General features: G+C 70.3%; 14 protein-coding genes. 5 read left to right on the top strand and 9 right to left on the bottom strand.

All coding sequences use genetic code 11. The annotated features are described in order from the left end of the window. Positions 1-54: 54 nt before the first annotated feature. Positions 55-3,342, top strand: a complete 3,288-nt coding sequence (locus AC5L36_RS02570) for a S8 family serine peptidase (protein ID WP_441220038.1) — start codon at positions 55-57, stop codon at positions 3,340-3,342. Here the strand turns inward: AC5L36_RS02570 and AC5L36_RS02575 are convergent, their stop codons facing one another. Then, a complete protein-coding gene (locus AC5L36_RS02575) occupies positions 3,343-4,305 on the bottom strand; it encodes a GlxA family transcriptional regulator (RefSeq protein WP_441220039.1) in 963 nt (320 codons plus the stop codon). It lies immediately after the preceding gene. Positions 4,306-4,468: 163 nt separating this feature from the next. Here AC5L36_RS02575 and AC5L36_RS02580 point away from each other — a divergent pair, with 163 nt between their 5' ends. The 4 genes from AC5L36_RS02580 (at position 4,469) to folE (ending at position 8,249) form a co-directional block, all read left to right on the top strand. Beyond that, on the top strand, positions 4,469-4,609 hold the full coding sequence (locus AC5L36_RS02580) for a hypothetical protein (RefSeq protein WP_441220040.1): 141 nt from the start codon (positions 4,469-4,471) through the stop codon (positions 4,607-4,609). 52 nt (positions 4,610-4,661) lie between these two features. Next, positions 4,662-5,237 carry a hypoxanthine phosphoribosyltransferase gene (hpt, locus tag AC5L36_RS02585; protein WP_441220041.1) on the top strand — a complete coding sequence of 192 codons (576 nt, stop codon included), beginning with the start codon at positions 4,662-4,664 and terminating at the stop codon, positions 5,235-5,237. A 301-nt stretch (positions 5,238-5,538) separates the two neighbouring features. Beyond that, on the top strand, positions 5,539-7,563 hold the full coding sequence (ftsH, locus tag AC5L36_RS02590; protein WP_441220042.1) for an ATP-dependent zinc metalloprotease FtsH: 2,025 nt from the start codon (positions 5,539-5,541) through the stop codon (positions 7,561-7,563). Positions 7,564-7,631: 68 nt separating this feature from the next. Then, entirely contained in the window at positions 7,632-8,249 is a 618-nt protein-coding gene (gene folE, locus AC5L36_RS02595) for a GTP cyclohydrolase I FolE (protein WP_441220216.1), read from the top strand. 224 nt (positions 8,250-8,473) lie between these two features. On the opposite strand, the gene AC5L36_RS02600 is transcribed toward folE, so the two are convergent. From AC5L36_RS02600 to AC5L36_RS02635, 8 genes are all read right to left on the bottom strand, one after another. Continuing rightward, positions 8,474-8,734: a hypothetical protein gene (locus tag AC5L36_RS02600; protein ID WP_441220043.1), complete on the bottom strand. Its 261-nt coding sequence runs from the start codon at positions 8,732-8,734 to the stop codon at positions 8,474-8,476. 5 nt (positions 8,735-8,739) lie between these two features. Then, positions 8,740-9,384, bottom strand: a complete 645-nt coding sequence (locus AC5L36_RS02605) for a hypothetical protein (RefSeq protein WP_441220044.1) — start codon at positions 9,382-9,384, stop codon at positions 8,740-8,742. Continuing rightward, positions 9,381-11,870 (bottom strand): FtsK/SpoIIIE domain-containing protein, encoded by a 2,490-nt coding sequence (locus AC5L36_RS02610; protein WP_441220217.1) that lies wholly within the window; start codon positions 11,868-11,870, stop codon positions 9,381-9,383. Before AC5L36_RS02610 ends, AC5L36_RS02605 begins: the two co-directional genes overlap by 4 nt. Before the next feature lie 799 nt (positions 11,871-12,669). Continuing rightward, on the bottom strand, positions 12,670-13,275 hold the full coding sequence (locus tag AC5L36_RS02615; RefSeq protein ID WP_441220045.1) for a hypothetical protein: 606 nt from the start codon (positions 13,273-13,275) through the stop codon (positions 12,670-12,672). Next, positions 13,272-14,405 carry a M23 family metallopeptidase gene (locus tag AC5L36_RS02620; RefSeq protein ID WP_441220046.1) on the bottom strand — a complete coding sequence of 378 codons (1,134 nt, stop codon included), beginning with the start codon at positions 14,403-14,405 and terminating at the stop codon, positions 13,272-13,274. Before AC5L36_RS02620 ends, AC5L36_RS02615 begins: the two co-directional genes overlap by 4 nt. Further along, entirely contained in the window at positions 14,402-14,896 is a 495-nt protein-coding gene (locus tag AC5L36_RS02625; RefSeq protein ID WP_441220047.1) for a hypothetical protein, read from the bottom strand. Before AC5L36_RS02625 ends, AC5L36_RS02620 begins: the two co-directional genes overlap by 4 nt. A 60-nt stretch (positions 14,897-14,956) precedes the next feature. Beyond that, a complete protein-coding gene (locus AC5L36_RS02630; RefSeq protein ID WP_441220218.1) occupies positions 14,957-16,837 on the bottom strand; it encodes an MFS transporter in 1,881 nt (626 codons plus the stop codon). A gap of 34 nt (positions 16,838-16,871) precedes the next feature. Then, positions 16,872-20,207: an ATP-binding protein gene (locus tag AC5L36_RS02635; RefSeq protein WP_441220048.1), complete on the bottom strand. Its 3,336-nt coding sequence runs from the start codon at positions 20,205-20,207 to the stop codon at positions 16,872-16,874. Positions 20,208-20,224 lie beyond the last annotated feature (17 nt).

Genomic DNA, 20,224 nt, shown 5'->3' on the forward strand with positions numbered 1-20,224 from the left:
CTTTGAAGTTTCCAGGCACCATGAAAGCCTTGGTGCGTGGAGAGGGCAGCGGGGATGCGTCGACACAAGTGGTTCCGGGCAGTCGTCGCGGTGGCACTCGTGCCGCCGCTCGCCTGGGGCGCGCCCGCGTCCGCCGAGCCTCCGCCACTGACCGCGACCGCGATCCAGCCGACCGGCCGGGTCACCGCCGAGGCCGCGCCGACCAGCCGGCTGGCCGAGACCGACCCGGCCCTCCTGGGGCGCGAGGAGTCGGAGCGGGTCCCGGTGGTCGTCAAGCTCGACCACGACCCGGTCGCTACGTACGCGGGCGGAGTGCCCGGCTTCGCCGCCACCAGCCCGTCCCGCACCCGCGCCAAGCTGGCGCGAGGTGCCGCCGAGCGGTCCTACGAGGACTATCTGGCCGCGCGCGAGGAGCGGTTCATCGCCGACCTGGGCAAGCGGGTCCCCGGTGCCGAGGTGCGGCAGCGGCTGCGCGTGGTCTACGGCGGCGTCTCCGCCACCGTGCCGGCCAACCGGGTCGACGACCTGCTGGCGATCGACGGTGTGGTCGCCGTGCAGCGCGACGACCTGCGGCAGCCGCTCGCCGACCCCAACACCTCGTTCATCGGCGCGACAAGCGTGTACCCGAAGGTCGGCGGCGACCGCAACGCCGGGCGCGGCGTGCTGGTCGGCGTGATCGACACCGGCGCCTGGCCGGAGCACCCGTCCTTCGCCGACCAGGGCCACCTCGGCGCCGCGCCGGCGCGCGCCGACGGCTCGGTGCGCCCCTGCGACTTCGGTGACAACCCGCTGACCCCGGCCGCCGATCCGTTCCGGTGTGGAAAGAAGCTGATCGGCGGCGCGACGTTCCTGGAGACATACCTGTCGCGGCACGACGACGAGGAGTACCGGACCGCCCGCGACAGCAGCGGCCACGGCACCCACACCGCGTCGACCGCCGCCGGCAACGTGGTCACCTCGGCCAAGCTGCTCGGCGTCGAGCGGGGGCCGGTGCAGGGTGTCGCGCCGGGCGCGTGGGTGTCCGTCTACAAGGCACTCGGTGAGGCCGGCGGATACGGCTCGGACATCACCCGCGCGGTTGGGCAGGCGGTCGCCGACGGCGTCGACGTGCTCAACTACTCGGTTTCCGGTGGCACCGACCCGTACAAGGACCCGGTCGAGCTCGCCTTCCTCGATGCGTACGCGGCGGGCGTCTTCGTCGCCGCGTCGGCGGGCAACTCCGGCCCCGGTGCCGCGACGATCAACCACACCTCGCCCTGGGTCACCACCGTCGGCGCATCGACGGGCACCCGCGACTTCAACGCCACGCTGCGGCTGCGGGCCGGCGGCAAGCAGCTCACGCTCAAGGGCGCCTCGATCACCGCCGGGGTCGAGGCCGACACGCCGGTCGTCCTGGCCGGCGGCGTTTCCGGGTACACCGGCGGCGCGCTCTGCGAGGCCCCCGCGGATCGGGGCATCTTCGCCGGCAAGATCGTTGCCTGCCAGCGCGGCGGCAACGCCCGCGCGGCGAAGGGCTACAACGTCGTGCAGGGCGGCGCGGTCGGCATGATCCTCTACAACCCGTCGCTCGCCGACGTGGAGACCGACAGCCACTGGCTCCCGACCGTCCACCTCGCCGACGGCACCCGGTTCGCCGCGTTCATGGCCGCCAACCCGGCGGTCACCGCGACGTTCACCGGCGGGCGGTCGGAGCGGGGCAAGGCCGACGTGCTCGCCGCGTTCTCCGCGCGCGGGCCGGGCGGGCCGGCCATCAAGCCCGACCTCACCGCGCCGGGCGTGCAGGTCCTCGCCGGGCACACACCCACGCCGGCCGCGGCGGACGGCGGGCCGCCGGGCGAGCTCTTCCAGGCCATCGCCGGCACGTCGATGGCCGCGCCGCACGTCGCCGGCTCGGCGGTCCTGTTGAAGGCACTGCACCGCGACTGGACGCCCGGACAGGTCAAGTCCGCCCTGATGACCACGGCGCGCACGGCGGTGCGCAAAGAGGACGGAAAGACGTGGGCCGGCCCGTACGACCGGGGCAGCGGTCGGATCGACCTGGCGGTGGCCGGTGACCCCGGGCTGACCTTCGACGAGTCGGCCGGCCGGATGCTGGCGCTGGGCGCCGACCCGGCGGGCGCGGTGCACCTCAACCTTCCGTCGGTGTACGCGCCCACGATGCCCGGCCAGCTCACCACCGTCCGCACCGCGAAGAACGTGACGAAGGTGGCACAGACCTACCTGGCGTCCGTGAGCGCGCCGGCGAAGAGCCGGATCACAGTCACACCGAGCGTGTTCACTGTCGCGCCGGGCAAGGCCGTCGACCTGCGGATCACTGTCACGTCGACCGCGCCCGAGGGGCGGTACACCGGCGAGGTCCGCCTCGATCCCACCCGGCCCGGCCTGCCCACGCTGCACCTGCCGGTCGCGTTCACCCCCAAGGCGGGCAACGTGACGCTGGCAAGTGACTGCGCCTCGGCGGCGGTGCGGTGGCGGGCGTACACGCCGTGCACGATCACCGCCCGCAACGTCTCCCTGGCCGACGCCACCGTCGACCTTGAGACGGTGGTCGACGAGCACCTGACCGTGAGCGGAGTCGGCGGCGCGACGAAGACCGGCGCCCGCTCGGCGGTGCGGCGGGGCCTCGTCGTGCCCGGTGCCCGCCCGGGCACCCCCACCCTCAAGCCGGTCACGAGCTCCGGCTACCGCCCGCTCGAGCAGTACGGCGTCGTACCCACCAAGGTCGGCGACCGCGACATGGTCACGTACGAGGTGCCGGAGTTCGTCTACGGCGGCAAGGCGTACAAGTCGATCGGTGTCGACGCCAACGGCTACCTGGTCGTCGGTGACGCGGCCGGCGCCGCCGGGGCCCGGCCCGGCCGGCTGCCCGACGTGGCCCGTCCCAACAACGTGCTCGCGCCGTTCTGGACCGACTTCAGCGGCAGCCGCGAAAGGAGCATCCGCGCGGCCCGCCTGACCGACGGCGTCTCCGCCTGGGTGGTGGTCGAGTGGCAGGTCGACAGCCTCCACTTCCAGGTGTGGCTCGGTGCCAACGGCGTGGAAGACGTGGTCTTCGCGTACGACCCGGCCGCGCCGCCGCGGGCGGTCGCGGGCCGCCCGGTGGTGGTCGGGGCGGAAAACGCCGACGGCAGCGCCGGTCAGCTGGCCGCCAAGCTCCCCACCGGAGACCTGCGGGTGGCCAGCACGCTGCCCGCCACCGCTTCGTACACCGTGCAGGTCACCGGCGCGGTGCCCGGCTCCGGCCGGATCGCCACCCGGATGACCGCGTCGACGATCCCGGGCACGTCGGTCGCCACCACGGACATCAAGGTGGTGCTGCCCGCGGGCGGCTGGCGCCCGTGACTACGCCGCGGGCTCGCGCTCGCGAAACGTGGTCCGGTAGGCCTGTGGCGTGGCACCGACCCGGCGGGTGAAGTGGTGGCGCATCGTCGCCGTGTCGCCGAAGCCGGCCCGGGTCGCGATCGCCTCGACGCCCAGGTCGGTGTCTTCCAGCAGCCGGCGGGCGAGCAGCACCCGCTGGTTGGTCAGCCAGTCGTGCGGCGTGGTGCCGGTCTCGGCGCGGAAGCGGCGGGCGAACGTGCGGGGCGCCATGTGTGCCCGCGCGGCGAGGTCGTCGACCGTGACCGCCTCGTCGAGGTGGGTCATCAGCCAGGTCAGCACCGGCTCGAGCGTGGCCGCCTCGGGGGTCTTGGGCATCGGCGCCTCGACGAACTGCCGCTGACCACCGTCGCGGTGCGGCGGCACGACCATGCGGCGGGCCATCTTGGTGGCCAGCGCGGACCCGTGCGCCTGCCGCACGAGGTGCAGCGCGGCGTCGATGCCCGCAGCCGTGCCGGCGCTGGTGAGCAGATTGCCGTCCTGCACATACAGCGAGTCGCAATGCACCTGCGCCTTCGGGAAGCGCTCCTGTAGCTCGTCCACGTACTTCCAGTGTGTGGTGCAGTGCCGCCCGTCGAGGAGCCCCGCCTCGCCGAGCACGAAGGACCCGGAGCAGACGCTCATCACGTAGGCACCCCGTGCGTCCGCCCGGCGCAGGGCGTCGAGGACGTCCTGCGGGATGGAGAAGCCGTCGCCGTGCGCCGGCACCGCGACAAGGTCGGCGGTCTCGACCGGCGTCAGGTCGGAGGCGGGCGAGATCTCGAAGCCGGATTTGGTCGATACCGGCTTGCCGTCCGCGCTGCACACGTCGAAGCGGTAGCCGGGGAAGCCGTCGTCGGTCCGGTCGGTGCCGAAGACCTCGCAGAGCACTCCCAGCTCGAAGGCGGCGACCCCGTCGAACACGATCACGGCGACGTTGCGAAGCATGCTGCCACCCTACTACGGAGTTGGCAGGATTTTAAGGGTCAATGGCATTGCTGCCACTGTGCTAAGGGGCAGGTCTGGCGGAGACTACTTACATAAGCCCGGTGCGCACCGGCGGCAGACCTCAAAAGAGAGCAACACGACCTTCGGGAAAGGTTGAGCCGCCATGGAACTCTTCGTACTCCTGCTGTTCTTCGTCGTCCTCGCGATCGCCTCCATCTTCGGGTGGACCTCCGACAGCCGCGACTCCGCGGACTGGAAGCCCTCCGAAAGCGGGCGCCGCCGCAGCCGCCCCCGGCTGCTCTAACAGCCGCTGACCCGCGCGAAAGTCGGGGAGTTGGATGGGGCAGTCTTAGGCCATGACCGACGGCTCCTGGTACGACGCCGACATCGATCGAGTGATCATCACCGAAGCGCAGATCCGAGAAAAAACCGCAGAGCTGGCCAAGCAGGTGTCCGCCGACTACGCCACGGTCGAAGACGGACTCCTGCTTGTCTGCGTGCTCAAGGGTGCGGTGATGTTCATGGCCGACTTCGCCCGCGCGCTGGGCCGGCACGGGCCCGCCGCCGAGCTCGAGTTCATGGCGGTCTCCTCGTACGGCCAGGGCACCACCTCGTCCGGCACCGTGCGCATACTCAAAGACCTCGACCGCGACATCGCCGGGCGGCACGTGATCGTGGTTGAGGACATCGTCGACTCCGGGCTCACACTCTCCTGGCTCCTGCGCTACCTGGCCTCCCGCAAGGCGGCGAGCGTCGAGGTGGTCACGCTGCTCCGCAAGCCGGAAGCGGTGAAGGTCTCGATCCCGGTCAAGTACGTCGGCTTCGACATCCCGAACGAGTTCGTGGTCGGCTACGGGCTGGACTTCGCCGAGCGTTACCGGGAGCTGCCGTACGTCGGCGTCCTCAAGCCCGAGGTCTACGCGCGGGCGTGAACGCACAGGCTACTCTCAGAAAGCCCATTTACCTGCGCAAACGCCTCACGGGGTAGCGACGTTGCGCCTTGTTTGCGTAGTTTGCTAGTGCGGGGCCTGATCCGGGGGCCGCAGCCTGCCCTGCGGGGTGTACCTTCGAATGACCGATGGCGTGGCTCGTCGGCGCTGAGGCGAACACACGAGATCGAGTGTCGCGATCGCCGACGAGGCGGCAGCGGCGGCCGTGATCCCGCGGCACACGTAGTCAGACGGTCAGGACGTCGATCAGGAGGGTCCGGGCGCCTCGGCGCTCGACAACAGTATGGAACGTACGCGTTTCTTCCGCCGCCCGGTGGTCTGGATCATCCTGGTGATCATCGGTGCGATTGCGCTCAGCTCGTTCTTCACCAGCGGCCCGAGCTACCACAAGGTCGACACCTCTGTGGCGCTCGAACAGCTCAATGAGAAGGGCGGCATAAAGAAGGCGGTCTTCAAGGACAAGGAGCAGACGCTCCAGCTCGACCTGCAAAGCAGGGCGAAGTTCGGCGACACGGAGACCGACAAGATCCAGGCGCAGTACCCGTACGAGGTCGGCGACGACATCTGGAATGACATCCTCGAGGCGCAAAACGCCGGGCGGATCGCGGGTCCGGTCAACACCGAGGTGTCCGGAGACAACGTCTTCCTGACCCTGCTGGTCAACCTCCTGCCGATCGCCGTGCTGGTGATCCTGCTCCTGCTCTTCATGTCGCAGATGCAGGGCGGCGGCTCCCGGGTGCTCAACTTCGGCAAGTCCAAGGCGAAGATGATCACCAAGGACACGCCGAAGACGACGTTCGCCGACGTCGCCGGCGCGGAAGAGGCCGTCGAGGAGCTCCACGAGATCAAGGACTTCCTGCAAAACCCGGCCAAGTACCAGGCGCTCGGCGCCAAGATCCCGAAGGGCGTGCTGCTCTTCGGCCCGCCCGGCACCGGCAAGACGCTGCTGGCCCGAGCGGTCGCCGGCGAGGCGGGTGTCCCGTTCTACTCGATCTCCGGTTCCGACTTCGTCGAGATGTTCGTCGGTGTCGGTGCCTCCCGGGTCCGCGACCTGTTCGAGCAGGCCAAGTCCAACGCGCCGGCGATCGTCTTCGTCGACGAGATCGACGCCGTCGGCCGCCACCGCGGTGCCGGCATGGGCGGCGGTCACGACGAGCGCGAGCAGACGCTCAACCAGCTGCTCGTCGAGATGGACGGCTTCGACACCAAGGGCGGGGTCATCCTGATCGCGGCCACCAACCGGCCCGACATCCTCGACCCGGCCCTGCTGCGTCCCGGCCGCTTCGACCGGCAGATCGCCGTCGACAGCCCCGACATGGAGGGCCGCAAGGCGATCCTGCGGGTGCACGCCAAGGGCAAGCCGTTCACGCCCGACGTCGACCTCGACTCGGTCGCCCGCCGCACGCCCGGCTTCACCGGCGCCGACCTGGCCAACGTGATCAACGAGGCGGCCCTGCTGACCGCGCGCCACGACAAGCGCGCGATCACCAACGACAACCTCGAAGAGTCGATCGACCGCGTGGTGGCCGGCCCCCAGCGCCGCACCCGCGTGATGAGTGACCACGAAAAGAAGATCACCGCGTACCACGAGGGCGGCCACGCTCTGGTCGCGTACGCGTTGCCGCACTCCGCGCCGGTGCACAAGGTGACGATCCTGTCCCGCGGCCGGTCGCTGGGTCACACGCTGGTCCTGCCGACTGAAGACAAGTACACCCAGACCCGGGCCGAGATGATCGACACCTTGGCGTACGCGCTGGGTGGCCGGGCGGCCGAGGAGCTGGTCTTCCACGAGCCGACCACCGGCGCCGGCAACGACATCGAAAAGGCCACCGCGCTGGCCCGGGCGATGATCACGCAGTACGGCATGAGCTCCAAGCTCGGCGCGGTCAAGTACGGCACGAGCGGCGACGAGCCGTTCCTCGGCCGGACCATGGGCCACGAGAAGGACTACTCCGACGCCGTGGCCGCCGAGATCGACGCCGAGGTGCGGGCGCTGATCGAGCTGGCGCACGACGAGGCCTGGGAGATCCTGGTCGAGTACCGCGACGTGCTCGACAGCCTCGTGCTGGAGCTGATGGAGAAGGAGACCATCTCCCAGACCGACATGGCCCGCATCTGCGCCCGCGTGGTCAAGCGCCCGCCGATGGCTCCGTACAACGGCTTCGGCAAGCGCCAGCCCTCCAACGAGCCGCCGGTGCTCACGCCGGGCGAGAAGGAGGCGCTGAAGGTGCAGGCCCAGGCCGACGGCGCGCAGGCGACCGTTGGTGGCGGGTCGTCGCCCAACTCTTCTTCGGACGGCGCTCACTGAGCCGCGAGCCCTACTCCGGGGCGTCGTCGACCGAGCCTGATGGCGACGGCGACGACGTCCTGGACTATCTGGCGGCCCGACTTGTCGACGGCAAGCTGAGCGGCCGTCCGGTGGAGGACTCCGTCGACCTCGCCCGGATCGAAAAGGCCGTACGCGAGATCCTGATCGCGGTCGGCGAAGATCCGGACCGCGACGGCCTGCAACGAACGCCGGCGCGCGTCGCCCGGGCTTACGCGGAGCTGTTCGCCGGCCTGCGGGTCGACCCGGCGAAGGTGCTCACCACCGCCTTCGAGGCCAACCACGAAGAGCTGGTGCTGGTCCGCGACATCGAGGTGATGTCGCTGTGCGAGCACCACCTGCTGCCGTTCCGCGGCGTCGCGCACATCGGCTACATCCCGGGCGAAGACGGCCGTATCACCGGCCTCTCCAAGCTGGCCCGGCTCGTCGAGGTGTTTGCCCGGCGCCCGCAGGTGCAGGAGCGGCTGACCTCGCAAATCGCCGACCTGCTGATGGAAAAGCTCCAACCCCGCGGTGTGATCGCGGTGCTGGAGTGCGAGCACATGTGCATGGCCATGCGCGGCATACAAAAGGCCGGCGCGAAAACCATCACCTCGGCCGTACGTGGCCTCTTCCAGCGTGACGCCAAATCCCGCGCCGAGGCGATGAGCCTCATCATGGCGAGCTGAGCCCCCAAAACCAATTTCAAAAAGTGGGCTACCGCGACGTCCGTCGTGGTCCAGACCGTTGCTCCCGCGGCCTCACCCGTCCGCTGTTGGTCACGCGGTTTGGTCTTGCACCGCGGGCATGGCAGCGGAGGTCGGGGATTTCGGCTCGCTCTGCGAGCCGCCGGCCTCCGCGGTCTCCGGCGGGAGCGGCGGTCCGCCACTGACGCGGACCGGGCAATCTGCTCTTAGATGATCGCGCGGAAGCGGTCGGCGGAGTCGATGGCGCCCCGCGCGAGCGTGTGTGCCTCGTCGAGCCGCTGCTTCGCCTGCTCGAGCCGGGAGATCGCATCCAGCACCGTCGGGTGCACCGCGCCCACCGCGGTCAGCCGCAGCCGGGCCAGCGCCTCGTCGAGCTGATCGGTCACACCGCGGAGGCTCGCCATCGCGCGGTTGGTTTGGTCGACCGACGCCGACACCTGCGCCTTGACCTCTTCGACACTCGGCATGCTGCCTATCCCACCAGGTTGAGCAGGCCGACACCCATGCAGGTGGCGACGATCGGCGCGAAGCACACCGCCAGGCCGAAGATCGGCGTGCGGTCGATCTTGTCGCCCGGCGGCGGCACGAACGCGAGGCCGAGCGTGAGCCAGCCCAGCCCGAACGCCGCCAAGGGCATCGTCAGTCCACAGAGGACGGCGTAGAGCACCACGTCGGTGTCGGCGGTCACGTAGAGGGCCAGCTGCACGATCAGCACCACGACCGCGAACGGCCCGTAGACGATCAGGTTGCGCAGCCACGCGGGCGTCTCCCCGCGCGGACCCACCGGCCGCCGGCCGAGCTCGGTCTCGTCCGCGGCGTTCGCGGTGGCGCGCGCATGGCGGAGCGCCGCGAGCACCGCGGCGGGTCCACCCGCCATGGCCTGCGCGGCATCGGCCACCTCCGCGGGCGATGGCTGCAAGGCGGCATCTGGTACACCCTGCGCCACCAACTTGGCCCGCTGCGGTGCCAGCCGAGCGCGTACCCCGGAGAGCTCGTCGTGTGCGGCACGCACCGCCTGTTCGCGTTCGCCCGCGACGGCGGCCACCCCACGGCGGACGGCGTCGAGGCGCTGCGCGGCGGCGACGTACTCGTTCCAGGCTTCGTCGTGGGACCTCATTCGTCGCGCTCCGGCCGGACGAAGGGGACGATCACGGTGGTGCGGTCGGCGTGGCGATCGTGCAGGAGCGCGCGGTTGGGGCGCGGCTGCCAGTCGACCTGCTGGCCGAGAAGGAGCGACACCTCGGCACCGGGCACGTTGAGGAAGACCATCCCCGCCACCTCCTCGCGGGCCGCGCTGCTGCCTCCGACCTCGTCGGTGAACCGGCGCAGCCCGCGCCACCACGAGAGCAGGTGCACGCCCTGGCCAGGACCTTCGCGCAGGAAGTCGCGCGGCAGCGCGCCACGGCCGATCGCGTCCATGCCGAAGACGACCAGATATGCCGGCTCGCCCGCCTCGAACGCCCGGGTCAACTGTGCGGCCTTCACAAGCTCGGCGCTCTGGGTCTCGGCGAGATGGTCGGTGAGTGCCCGCGCCGTCGCGTCGCCGTCGGCCACCAGCGAGGACACCACGAAGCGCGCCGTGCCGGCCGGGTGGTGTGCGGCCAGGCTGCGCGCGGCGGCGTCGAGCACGTCGGCGCCGTAGGTGCTCGGCCCGAGGACGGCCAGGTGGCGGCCGGGCGAGGCGTCCAGCGGGAAGGTCGCTGTCGACAGTGGAACGTCGATCACCCGCCCCACCAGCGCCGATGGTCGTGCGGGCGTCGTCACCAGCGCCGCGCGGTAGGTGGGGTCGTCGTCGAGGTACTGGTGCGCGTAGCCCTCGAACAACGACGGCGCCTTCGACGCCTCCGGGCGTGCCTCCCAGAGGCGCCGCCGCACCGAGTCGAGGGTGGCCCGGTCGGCGTGCGGGTCGGGAAAGCGGATGGTCCGCTCATGCCCCCGGGTCGCGCCGCGTGGGCCGCCCAGCCCGCCGGCGGTGTTGACCACCGCGGTGCCGAGCGGCAGGCCGGCCGCCGCGTCGTTGGTCGGCTCGAGCACGTCGCCGCCGCCCGGCAGCGCCACCCGCACCGGAAACTGGCCGAAGATCGAGTCGCGCTTGTCGTAGAGCGCCTCGACGCCTAGCGCTGTTTGGCTGGCGAGCACGAGGTGGATGCCGTACGACCGGCCCTTGCGGGCCAGTGACTCCAGCAGGCTCACCGCCTCGCTGGTCAGCGGGCCGCTGCCGGCGAGCAGCACCTGAAACTCGTCGATCACGCAGATGATCCGCGGCATCGCCCGCTGCTGGCGGAGGTCGCTGAAGCGCGTCACGCCAGCACGCTTGTAGGCGACCGAGCGCCGCGTCATCTCGGCGTCGAGCTCGCGCAGCACGGCCACGCCGTACTCCCGGTCGGACTCGACGCCGACCGCGCGCGCGTGCGGCAGCCAGGTCTTGTCTCGCACACTAGGCACGAACTCGGCGAACGACACGCCTTCCTTGAAGTCGAGAAGGTAAAGGGTCAGCTCGGCAGGCGAATACCGGAAGCCAAGCCCGTAAAGCACGTTGATCAGGAATGCGGTCTTTCCGGCGCCGGACCGCCCGCCGATCATCCAATGTGGAGTGAGATCGTTGAACTGCAACGTGACGGCCGTGTCACCGTCGTGCCCCACCGTGGTCGCCACCCCCTCGGCGGAGTCGTCGGCCCACAGGTCGGCGTCGGGCAACACGTCGGCGAGCGTGAGCCGCGACCGCGTCGCCGAATGCTCCGCCAGCTCCTGGCAGACCCGCTCGAAGAGATGAGCCGGCGGATCCTCGTCCAGGAAAACCGGCGCGTTGAGCCCCTTGTTTTCGACGCTGCTCCCATACCGCGCGGCCGGCGGATCACCGACGATCGCGTGCGGGTTGCGCAACGTGATCGTCGTGGTCCGCGGCAGCGGCGGCTGCGTGGTGTCTTCGGTCAGCGGTGGCGGCGGCCAGCCCGCCACGATCAGGTGCAGGCCGGCCTCCGGCCCGTGCTGCGCCAGCGCGGCGATCCGCGCCAGGTCGCCCCCCTCGGTGAGCTCCGGCAGCGAGGCGATCGCCAACAACAGCGTGCGATCCCGCCGGGAGTGCCGCGCGGTGGCCGGCCGCGCCGGACGCACCCACTGCTCCGCCTCGGCCAGGACAGCCCGCAGCCCCGTGCGGTCGGTGACCGGCGGCGGCATCAGCCCGGCATCCGCGAGCGCCGCGAAGGGCCCGAAGACCAGCCCCGCGCCCGCCGCGTCGACGGCGCGCACCAGCAACGACCCGGCCGGCGAAGCCGCCAGCAGCCGAAGCAACAACGCCCGCAAGAGCCCCGCCACCCGAGGGTCACGCGCATCCGCGTCGACGGTCAGGTGGCCAGCACCCAGCAGCGGAACGATCGCCGGAAACCGCGCGTCGTCAAGAGGTTGCGCCATCCCCACCCGCACGAACTGCGGCAGGCGCGGCCCACCGAGCGGAGTGTCCTCGGACTGGGCGTCCAGCGGCGCCCCCAACCACCCCGGCACAAGCGCGGCGGCCGCGGCCCGCAGCCGCTCGGCCAGCTCATGCTGCTCGCTCAGGTCGGGTGGCGCCGGCTGAAACCGCTCCAAGGCCCCCGCCGCGGCCATAACGGTGGCAGCAGCCTGCCGATGCAGGGCGGCGGCCTGGCTCAGCTGTGCTTTGGCGTTAGGCACCGCCGCTCACCTCCCTCGGACAGAGACGGTATCCCAGCCCGCCCCCTTCTTAGCGGACGCGGTTGGGCCTGTTGCCGGGCACGCTCCGCTCGGACAGGTTTCAATGCCCGAATGGTCCGCTCTCACCGTTGGCGCCACCGCGCCGGGGTGGCCAGCCCAGCCTTCCGCCAGCGGCGTGGGTAGCCGGCTAACCTCGGTGCGTGGACGTTTCTCGCCCCTCCGCACCACCGGCGCAGCCGGCCTCGCCGTCGACGGCTGCACTTGGCGGAAGCGGCACCCACGTCCGCGTAGGCCGCCTGGTGCTGATGTTGATCGCCGGCGCTGTCGCGCTGTTGTGCACGGGTGGGGCGGGGGTAGCCTTTCTCGCCTACCGCGACGCGACAGAACCAGACCGCAGCTCCCCCGACGTCGCGGTTTCGAACTACCTTCGTGCTCTATTTGTAGAACGCAACGACACCCGGGCGAGCTTATATGCCTGCGGTGATGGGGAAAAACTGGCAGCAATTCGTCTCCTTAGACAGGACATAGAGACGCGAGAGCGGCAGTACTCGATTCAGATCGTTGTATCGTGGGGCAGTCTGGTGGTCCAAGAATCGCAGGGACGCCCTACGGTAACTACTGAGATAAGCTGGACGATCTCAGACGGCACGGAGAGTGACTGGGCGAATTGGCGGTTCAACCTAGTCGATCAGGACGGATGGCGTGTCTGTGGCGCCACGAAACTTTGACCGGGTTACTCAACCCAGAGCAGGTGAGCGGGCACTTCAAGCGTCTTGGGATGCTGTCCACTCCAGACCCAGCGATACCATTCGAGTTCTGCGGCTACTCTAATGCAGATCTCGCCATCGGCACTTGTGTAGGTCTCCGTGACCGCACGGAGATCGCGGCGTTCGACGCCATCGATGACCTGAACCAGCCGGCGGCCGGCAATTCTTAATGAATCGACGGCGTGAGCTGGGTGCTGTTCTGGTGGGGCATCAAGAGACACGAGACGCCGGGCGTCGCCGCCTGTCCGTATGTCGCTGTCCTGGGGGAGGCTCAACCTTTCTATCCACACCCGATCCACCGGCACGAGCGGAGCGAAGACCTCCACCTGTTCCAGTTCTGCCCGGTACCAGTCCTGCTCCGGTATGACGGGGACGTACGTGCGGCTGCCCTGCACAACCTTCTCGTCGGCCCGAAGGTCATACCGCCAGCCGAGACCGGGCGCGCCCACGATGGCCCGCCGGCCGCGGAGATCGTCCTGTGTCAGAGCCGGTAGCGGGATGATCGACTTTGGTGGATGCACTGCACGGTCAGGCCTTTCCGCAAAGGGATCCGGACGGCGTTCCCGGCTCATGGATTGCCGCCGAGGGGAGCGCCGACGTTCCGCATGAAGTCGACCGGGTTGATCTTGTCACCTTTGCTGGCATCGTAGACCTCGAAGTGCAGGTGTGGGCCGGACGAGTGACCGCTCGTCCCGACGAAGCCGAGCTCCTGGCCAGCCGCGACCATCTGCCCAACCCTCACCTTTGGACGGACCACCATGTGGCAGTACATAGTCACGAAGTTACCCGCGTGCCGGATCTTGACGTACCAGCCGCAGCCGGGCGTGGAAGGTGAACCGTCGTGGTTGCACAGGCTGCCGGACGGGTCGGTGTCGCAACGTGACGTGATCACCTGGCCCGCCGCAGCGGCGCGGATCGGCGTGTGCCGCCTAGCGCCGAGGTCCACGCCGTCGTGGTCGGGACGCTCCGCGGTGCGGAAGCCGGAGACGACGAGGGCCCGCACGGGCACGGTCCAGCCGGAGGCGGCGATCTCACCGCCGGTGGCGCACCGCGCCTTGGTGCTGTTGCCAGCCGCCCGGCCGGCACCGCCGGTCAGCAGGTTGACGATCTGGGTGGCGATCGGCTCGTGCTTCGCGTAGGCGTCGGGGTAGGCGCTCACCTGTACCCGCTGTGCCGCGTCGGTCAGCGCCATCTGCTGCCACCCCTCGACGGCGAGCAGCTTCTCGTAGAACTTCCGGGACGCGTACTTGGGATCTTGGAGCTGCCGTGCGGATCCCCAGCCTTGACTCGGGCGCTGCTGAAACAGGCCGACCGAGTCGTGGTCGTTTCGGGCGCCGAGATGGGGCAGATTCGACAGCGCCGATTCTTGCATCGCCGTCGCCACCGCGATGACCCAGCCGCGAAACGGCACTCGCATGTCCGAACCGACGTTCACGATGATCGCGGCATTGCGGACCTGGGCGTCACCGTAGGCGCCGACCCTTGGCATCCGCTTCGACGCGTCGATGATGCCGCCCTCGCCGCACCCGAACGCGTTGCTGAAAACGCTGTCGTCTGTGCCGCCGTCGTCGGTGAGCAGGTAGGAACCGACACCACCGCCGCAGCAGAGGAGCGCGAGCGCGGCGAGGATCGCCACGGCGAGGCCGACGCGGCGCGCCGGTCGTCGCACCTCACCGGCGCCGCCCATCAGTCCGTCGGTCATGCGCGTTCCCAGTCGATGCCGTCAACCAGCCAGCGACCGTCGACCGACGTGAGGCGCAGGCGCAGCAGCCCGGAGTCGACCCGGATCGTCGCATCCACGATCTGGTCGGCGTAGGGGATCAGGACCGGCTCGCCGGTGATTCGGTCCGCGGGCACACCAGCCGGATCCACCCCGGCCAGCTTCTTGGCCAGCGTCTCCGTGCAATGCGGAAGGAGCCCCGCGTACCACTCCTCCGCGGTCACATCGCGATGGTTGACCCAGGCACTTCCGAACGCTTCGGCGACAGTCGCCGGTACGGCTGTCCCTGGGCTGATCTTCGGCGAGGGCGTCGGCTCCGGCGACGCGAGGCCGTCGTCGGCGATCGTGGCGGAGACGGTGAGAATCGGCTGCTCGGGCGCCCCGTTGAGTCCCGGCTCAGCTCCAGCCGAGCCCGAGAAGAGCTTTGCGGCACCCACCACGCCGAGCACGACGATGGCCAGCACCAGGGCCACCCCCACGCGGGAACGCAGGAGCCCACGCGCGACAAGCTGGGCGGCCCGGCGCACCGTCCGTCACCTCGCCTCTGCGCGTATCCGAGGGGTCGGCGCAGGCGCCGGCTCGGTGGCCGGCTCGCCGCCCGGACGGTAAATGGTGTAGGACGGCGGACGCTCCGGCAGGTCCGGCTCGACCCACTCGGTCGTGCGGCGCCGACGCGACGGTGCCGGTCGCTCTGTGCGGGACGGAGCCGGCTCCGGTCCGGTCGCCTCGTCTGCGCGTTCCCGGCCGTCCGGACGCGGAGTGCTGGAGTGCGAAGGATCCTCGTCGCGCGCCTCCGGCCGGAGCCTGGTCTGTTCGACGACGGTCTGCCGCCGCTTGCCACCCTGCGGCTCCGCGGTGCCGCCCGGCTCGGAGACGTTGAGCTTGGCGGCCTCCCGCATGTCCCGGAAGAACCGGCGGTGCCACGAGCCGGCCGAGGTGATGGCCGCGGAGCTGTCCTTGCCACCGAGCTGGGTGATCCGCCGGTATGGCCGGAGCAGGAGCCAACCCACAACGCCGCACAACCAAACCAGCACCACCTGTAGCCAGCCGGGCAGCGTCGGGGTGCTCATGATCAGATCGACGGCGAACAGATAGATGGCTGCTCCGGTGCCGAAGATGGCGATGTTGAAGACGGCGGCCACCACGGCGTTGGCCAGGCGACGGAGGCCGGCGCTCGCCGGGCGCATGAGACCGACGGTGCCGAGGATCGGGGCCGCGATCACCGCCCACCTGAAGATGAGGAACCCGAGGAGGACGAGCAGGGAAGCTGTCAGATCGAACATCGCGAAAAGGAGAGCGGCCAGGACCGCGATGAACCCAGCGCCGATCCGCTCCATGTCCTTGGTGCCCTGGAGGTACTCATACGCCTCGGGGTCTTCGGTCTTGATCTGCTCGGCGACCTTCATCCATTGGTCATTCTTGGCGGCAAAAGTGGCGTCCCGATCCTTCGGGTTTGATCGAAGGCGCTCGGCCTCCCGCCAGCTGAGCGATTTTGCGTCATAGAGGGCGCGACCGTACTTCTTGGCCGTTTCGCTGTCCGCCGATCCCAATACCCCCCGCAGCCAGTTGCGGTAGAGCATCGTCTCGGTGGCGGTGTCACTCGCCCGAACCGCGGGTGGTCGATGATCTGTGCACGCCTCGGGGTTGCCCAGGCGGCACTCGCCCGGCGGCCGATCTTTCGCGCGCGGTCCGACTGCGTCGTGGACCACGCCAAGCGTGCCCACCAGCGTCGCGTCCGCCACGTTCGCCGATTTCACCGGCCACGCCGCCAACGCGGTCACCGCCACCATGACGAGCACCGCCCATCCGGCGGTGGTCATGGCGTTGCTCATGTCCGCCTGGCGCGACCGCCAGAGTAGATACAACCCCACCACGCCGAGTGTCACGATGCCGAAGACGCTGAAGACCTTTTCGTAGACCGCCTTTGTCGCCTGCTCCACGAGCGGGTCGGCCCAGCCCCACATGGACTCGGGGTTCCATGCCCGCTCTCGTAGGGCGTTCGATGCTCCAATGATCGCGGTCGCGATCATGAATTCGCCGTTGGCGATGGTGGTCGTAAATTTGTACTCGGGATGTGTCAGTGTCGCGAGGCAACCGTTGTCTACGTCGTACGTGGTGTAGCTGTAGCCGGCGTATCCGTAATCGGTGTAGAGGCCCTTCGGGCCGTTCATCTTCGACGCTTCGGGACGGCTGGCAAACCAGCCGGCGAGCCCTGAGTCAGGGGTGCCGGCCGTCGGCGCCTTCAGGCATTGCTTGCGCTCCGCGGCCACGTCGGCGAGCTTGTCCACGCAGGCGCGGAAGTCGACCTGCCACTCCTGCGTCGTGCAGAGGTCGCCGGGGGCCTGCATTACCGGAGCGGGGCCTGCCGACACCGGCGTAGGCCACACCAGAGAAGTCGCGGCCGCGACCATCATGGCGAGAAGTAGTGCGGTCGCCCGCCTTACCACTTCACACCTCCACGTCGGGTGCGCCGGTGGGCAGGTTGGACTGCGGTGCCGTCGTGCCTGTTGGGGTCGTGTCCAAGTGGTCGAGCAGCCCCTCCACGTACGACACGTCGACTCGGACCTTCTGCACGCGCCCATCCACGTCTCGCATGACGAACTCCCGGAAGCCCAGCCGTGACGCTGATGATGTGTCTACGTTGGACAGTGAGGCCAGGGTTGCCTCGTACCCGTCGTTTACCGGCACCCGCAGCAGCCGCAGGGCCTCGGAGGCGATCTCCACGTCTTCGGCGATACGGCCGACGAAGACGGTGGAGACCAGGTTTTGCACGTCCAGCCCGAGGATGTCGCGTGGGTTTTGCGAGGCCACCAGCGCCGCCAGGTTCCACTTTCGGGAGTCGCGGGCCAGGCGGACCAGGAACGACCGGCCGGACCGCCAACCCTCCATGAAGTGCGCCTCGTCCAGGCCGACCATCTTGCGGGACGACATCGAGCCGCCGTAGCAGCGGCGGACGGCCAGCCGGTGTGCGGTGTGCAGCATCGGCAGGGCCAGTGCCTCTTCGGCCGACCAGTACTCGCGCTCGATTTTGAGGTCGGGGAGGCGGAGGCCGGCCATCGTGATGACGGTGAGCGCGGCGTCGGCACCTAGGAGACCTTCGGGTGGGCGGCCGAAGAAGAGGAGGGCGAGCGGCATCTCGGCGGTGTCGAGCAGGAGGTTGGCCAGCTCCTTGCCGTTGTCGTCGTCGAGCCCGGCCAGGCAGGCGACCACGTCGTCCAGTGTGGACGTCTCCTCGGCGGGCACCTGGCGCACGGCGTGCCGCAGCAGGGTGGCGGTGGATGCCTCGCGGGCGACCTGCGGTGGCACGAGCATCGAGCAGATGTCCTGCACGAGCATGCGGCGCTCGGCCCGGGAGTTGGAGACGGCGATCTCGAACTCGCGGTCGCCGGTCGGCCCGCTCGGAAACTCGGACCTTAGCGGCGTCGGGATCAGCGAGTACGGCGCCAGCGTGCCGTGCTCGGAGCCGGTCAGGTTGAGCACGCGGGAGTACGGCCGCAGCTCCGGCATCTGGGCCAGCCGGGCGAGCGGGCCGGACGGGTCGAGCAGCGTGACCTGCACCCCTCGGCGAGCGGCGAGGTAGCCGAGCGCGCCGAGCAGGGTGGACTTGCCGCCGCCCGGCTCGGCGACGAAGACGCTGAGGCCGGAGCGCTCGCGGATTTCCATCGGGAAGTGCAGGTCGAGGAAGACCGGCCGGCGGCAGGTGCCGGCGGTGCGCCCGATGAGGTCGCCGCGGCGGTCGCCCACTGTGGACGCCGCCTGGGGCAGCGCGGCGGCGAGCAGCTTGACCGGCATCCGGCGGATGTACCCGGTGTTGGCGACCGGCTCGCCGGGGATGAACTCGCGGGCCAGCCAGTCCTGGTTTTTCGGGTGCTGGAGCGAGATGCGCAGCTCGCGGGAGTACAGCTGGATGAGCCGGCGGGCCCGCTCCAGGCACTCTTCGCGGGTGCGGCCGCCGACGGCGATGCGGTGCCAGCCGTGCGCGCGGGCCGACTCGACGGGCAGGCCGGTGGTCATCTCGTCGCCGATGACCAGGGCGCGCTTGGCCAGGCGCTCCAGCTCGGGCGGGGCGTCGATGCCGTGCTCGGCGTAGTCGAGCTGCTGCGAGCGGATCATCCGCAGCCGGTGCTCGAGGTTTTTGAACGAGTCGCCCGAGCCCAGCACATCCACTCTGGACGACAGCTCCATCGGCCAGGGCAGGCGCTCGTGGAAGTGCATCCACGGCTCGTGCCGCTCGGGGATCTCCAGCGGCTCCATCCGGCCGACGGCGAGGACGGCGACGTGGCGCTCCTCGCCGGTCATGCGGTTGACCAGCTTGACGGTCGACCCGTACGGCGTGCGGTAGCGCTCGATCTGCTCGGTCAGCGCGAGCAGGTCGCCGCGCTCCCACTGGCCGTCGGTCACCGGCGACAGCGCGGTGGGCGGCGCCATGCAGAGCGCGACCGAGCGGTACAGCAGCCACTCGAGCTCGTGCGGCGCGACCTGCCGCCCGCGCATGCCGAAGGCGCCGAGCACCTCGTCGAACTGCTCCACCGTGCGCCCCAGCTTGCGCCGCTCACCTTCGGAGACACCCCTGCCGAAGGCGCGTAGCAGCCGCTCGACCAGCGAGTCGCCGAGCTTGCGGCGGGCAAACGTCACGCCGAGGTATGTCTGACCCTCCGCGTGGTTGACCGAGAGCAGGTGGCGCTGGGCGTTGACCAGGTGGTCGGACCAGGAGGTGGCGCCGGGCACGCCGCCGAGCGGGTGCGGCGTGTGCGTGTCGAGCGTGCGCGCCCACTCGTCCGCCGGGAACGGGCGGGTCGTGCGGCGCAGGTGGAGGCGGAAGCCGGCGAGGCCCGCGTACTGCTCGGAGATCGCCGACAGCAGCGCCTCGCGCTCGGCGTCCGGCCGGAACGCCCACCGCACCTCCGGCAGCCAGTACCAGGCGGTGACGGTGTTGGGCGTGAAGGTGAGGTGGCCGGCGATCTCGGTGATCGCCAGGTTGACGGCCGGGTCGCGGTCGGCAAACTTGATCTTCGGCGGGCGGACCGGCTTGGTACGCGGCGCGAGATCCTGCCGCTTTCTGACCTCCTTGCGGGGGCGCGGTGGCGGCTCCTCGCGCGGTCGCCGCTCCTCCGGCCGCCGGCGGGTGGCCGGCTCGGCCGGCGGGCGCCGGGCCGGGGGCTCCGCCGCGGGCTCGCGCACCGCCGGCAGGTTGACCGGCTCGAGCTCGGGCTCAAGAGCCGCATGGCGTGGGGGCCGGTCGGCGCGCGTCGGCGACCGCATGGCAACCGGTGGTCCAGCTTTCTCATCTGGTACCGGCTGCGCGTCACCATCACGCGGCGGCGCGACGGTCGGCTCGGCGCCGATCCCGTGCCCGCCCACGCCATTGGTGAACGGCTCGGTGGGCGGCGGCTCGATGGGCCGCCGCGAAGGCTCGACAGCGGGCGGCGGCTCGACCGGCCGGCGCGGCGGCTCGGCCACGCGGCGGGCTGCCGGCGCGCGGGTGGCGGCGCGGGGTGGCGCGGGGCGTGACGGGGAGCCGGAGAAGAGGTCGAGGAATGGCGAGTCGATATCCGCGTGCTCGCCGTCACCGCGGCCTTGCGGGCTGGGTGCGCCGGGCCGGCCGCGCGGCGCCTGGGGAGCTTGGAAGACCGCGACCGCGCCGTGGTCGGGGCTGGTGATCAGGTCATCGGCGTCCTCGTCCGGCTCTGACACCGGGTAGTCAGATGGTCGCGCACCGTTACTACGCGTGTCGGCCGGCATGCCGACCGGACGAGGGGTGCCCGGTGTGGAGGGTGGGGTCATGCCATCGCTCCGCACAT

This window comes from Phytohabitans sp. LZ39, assembly GCF_059359075.1.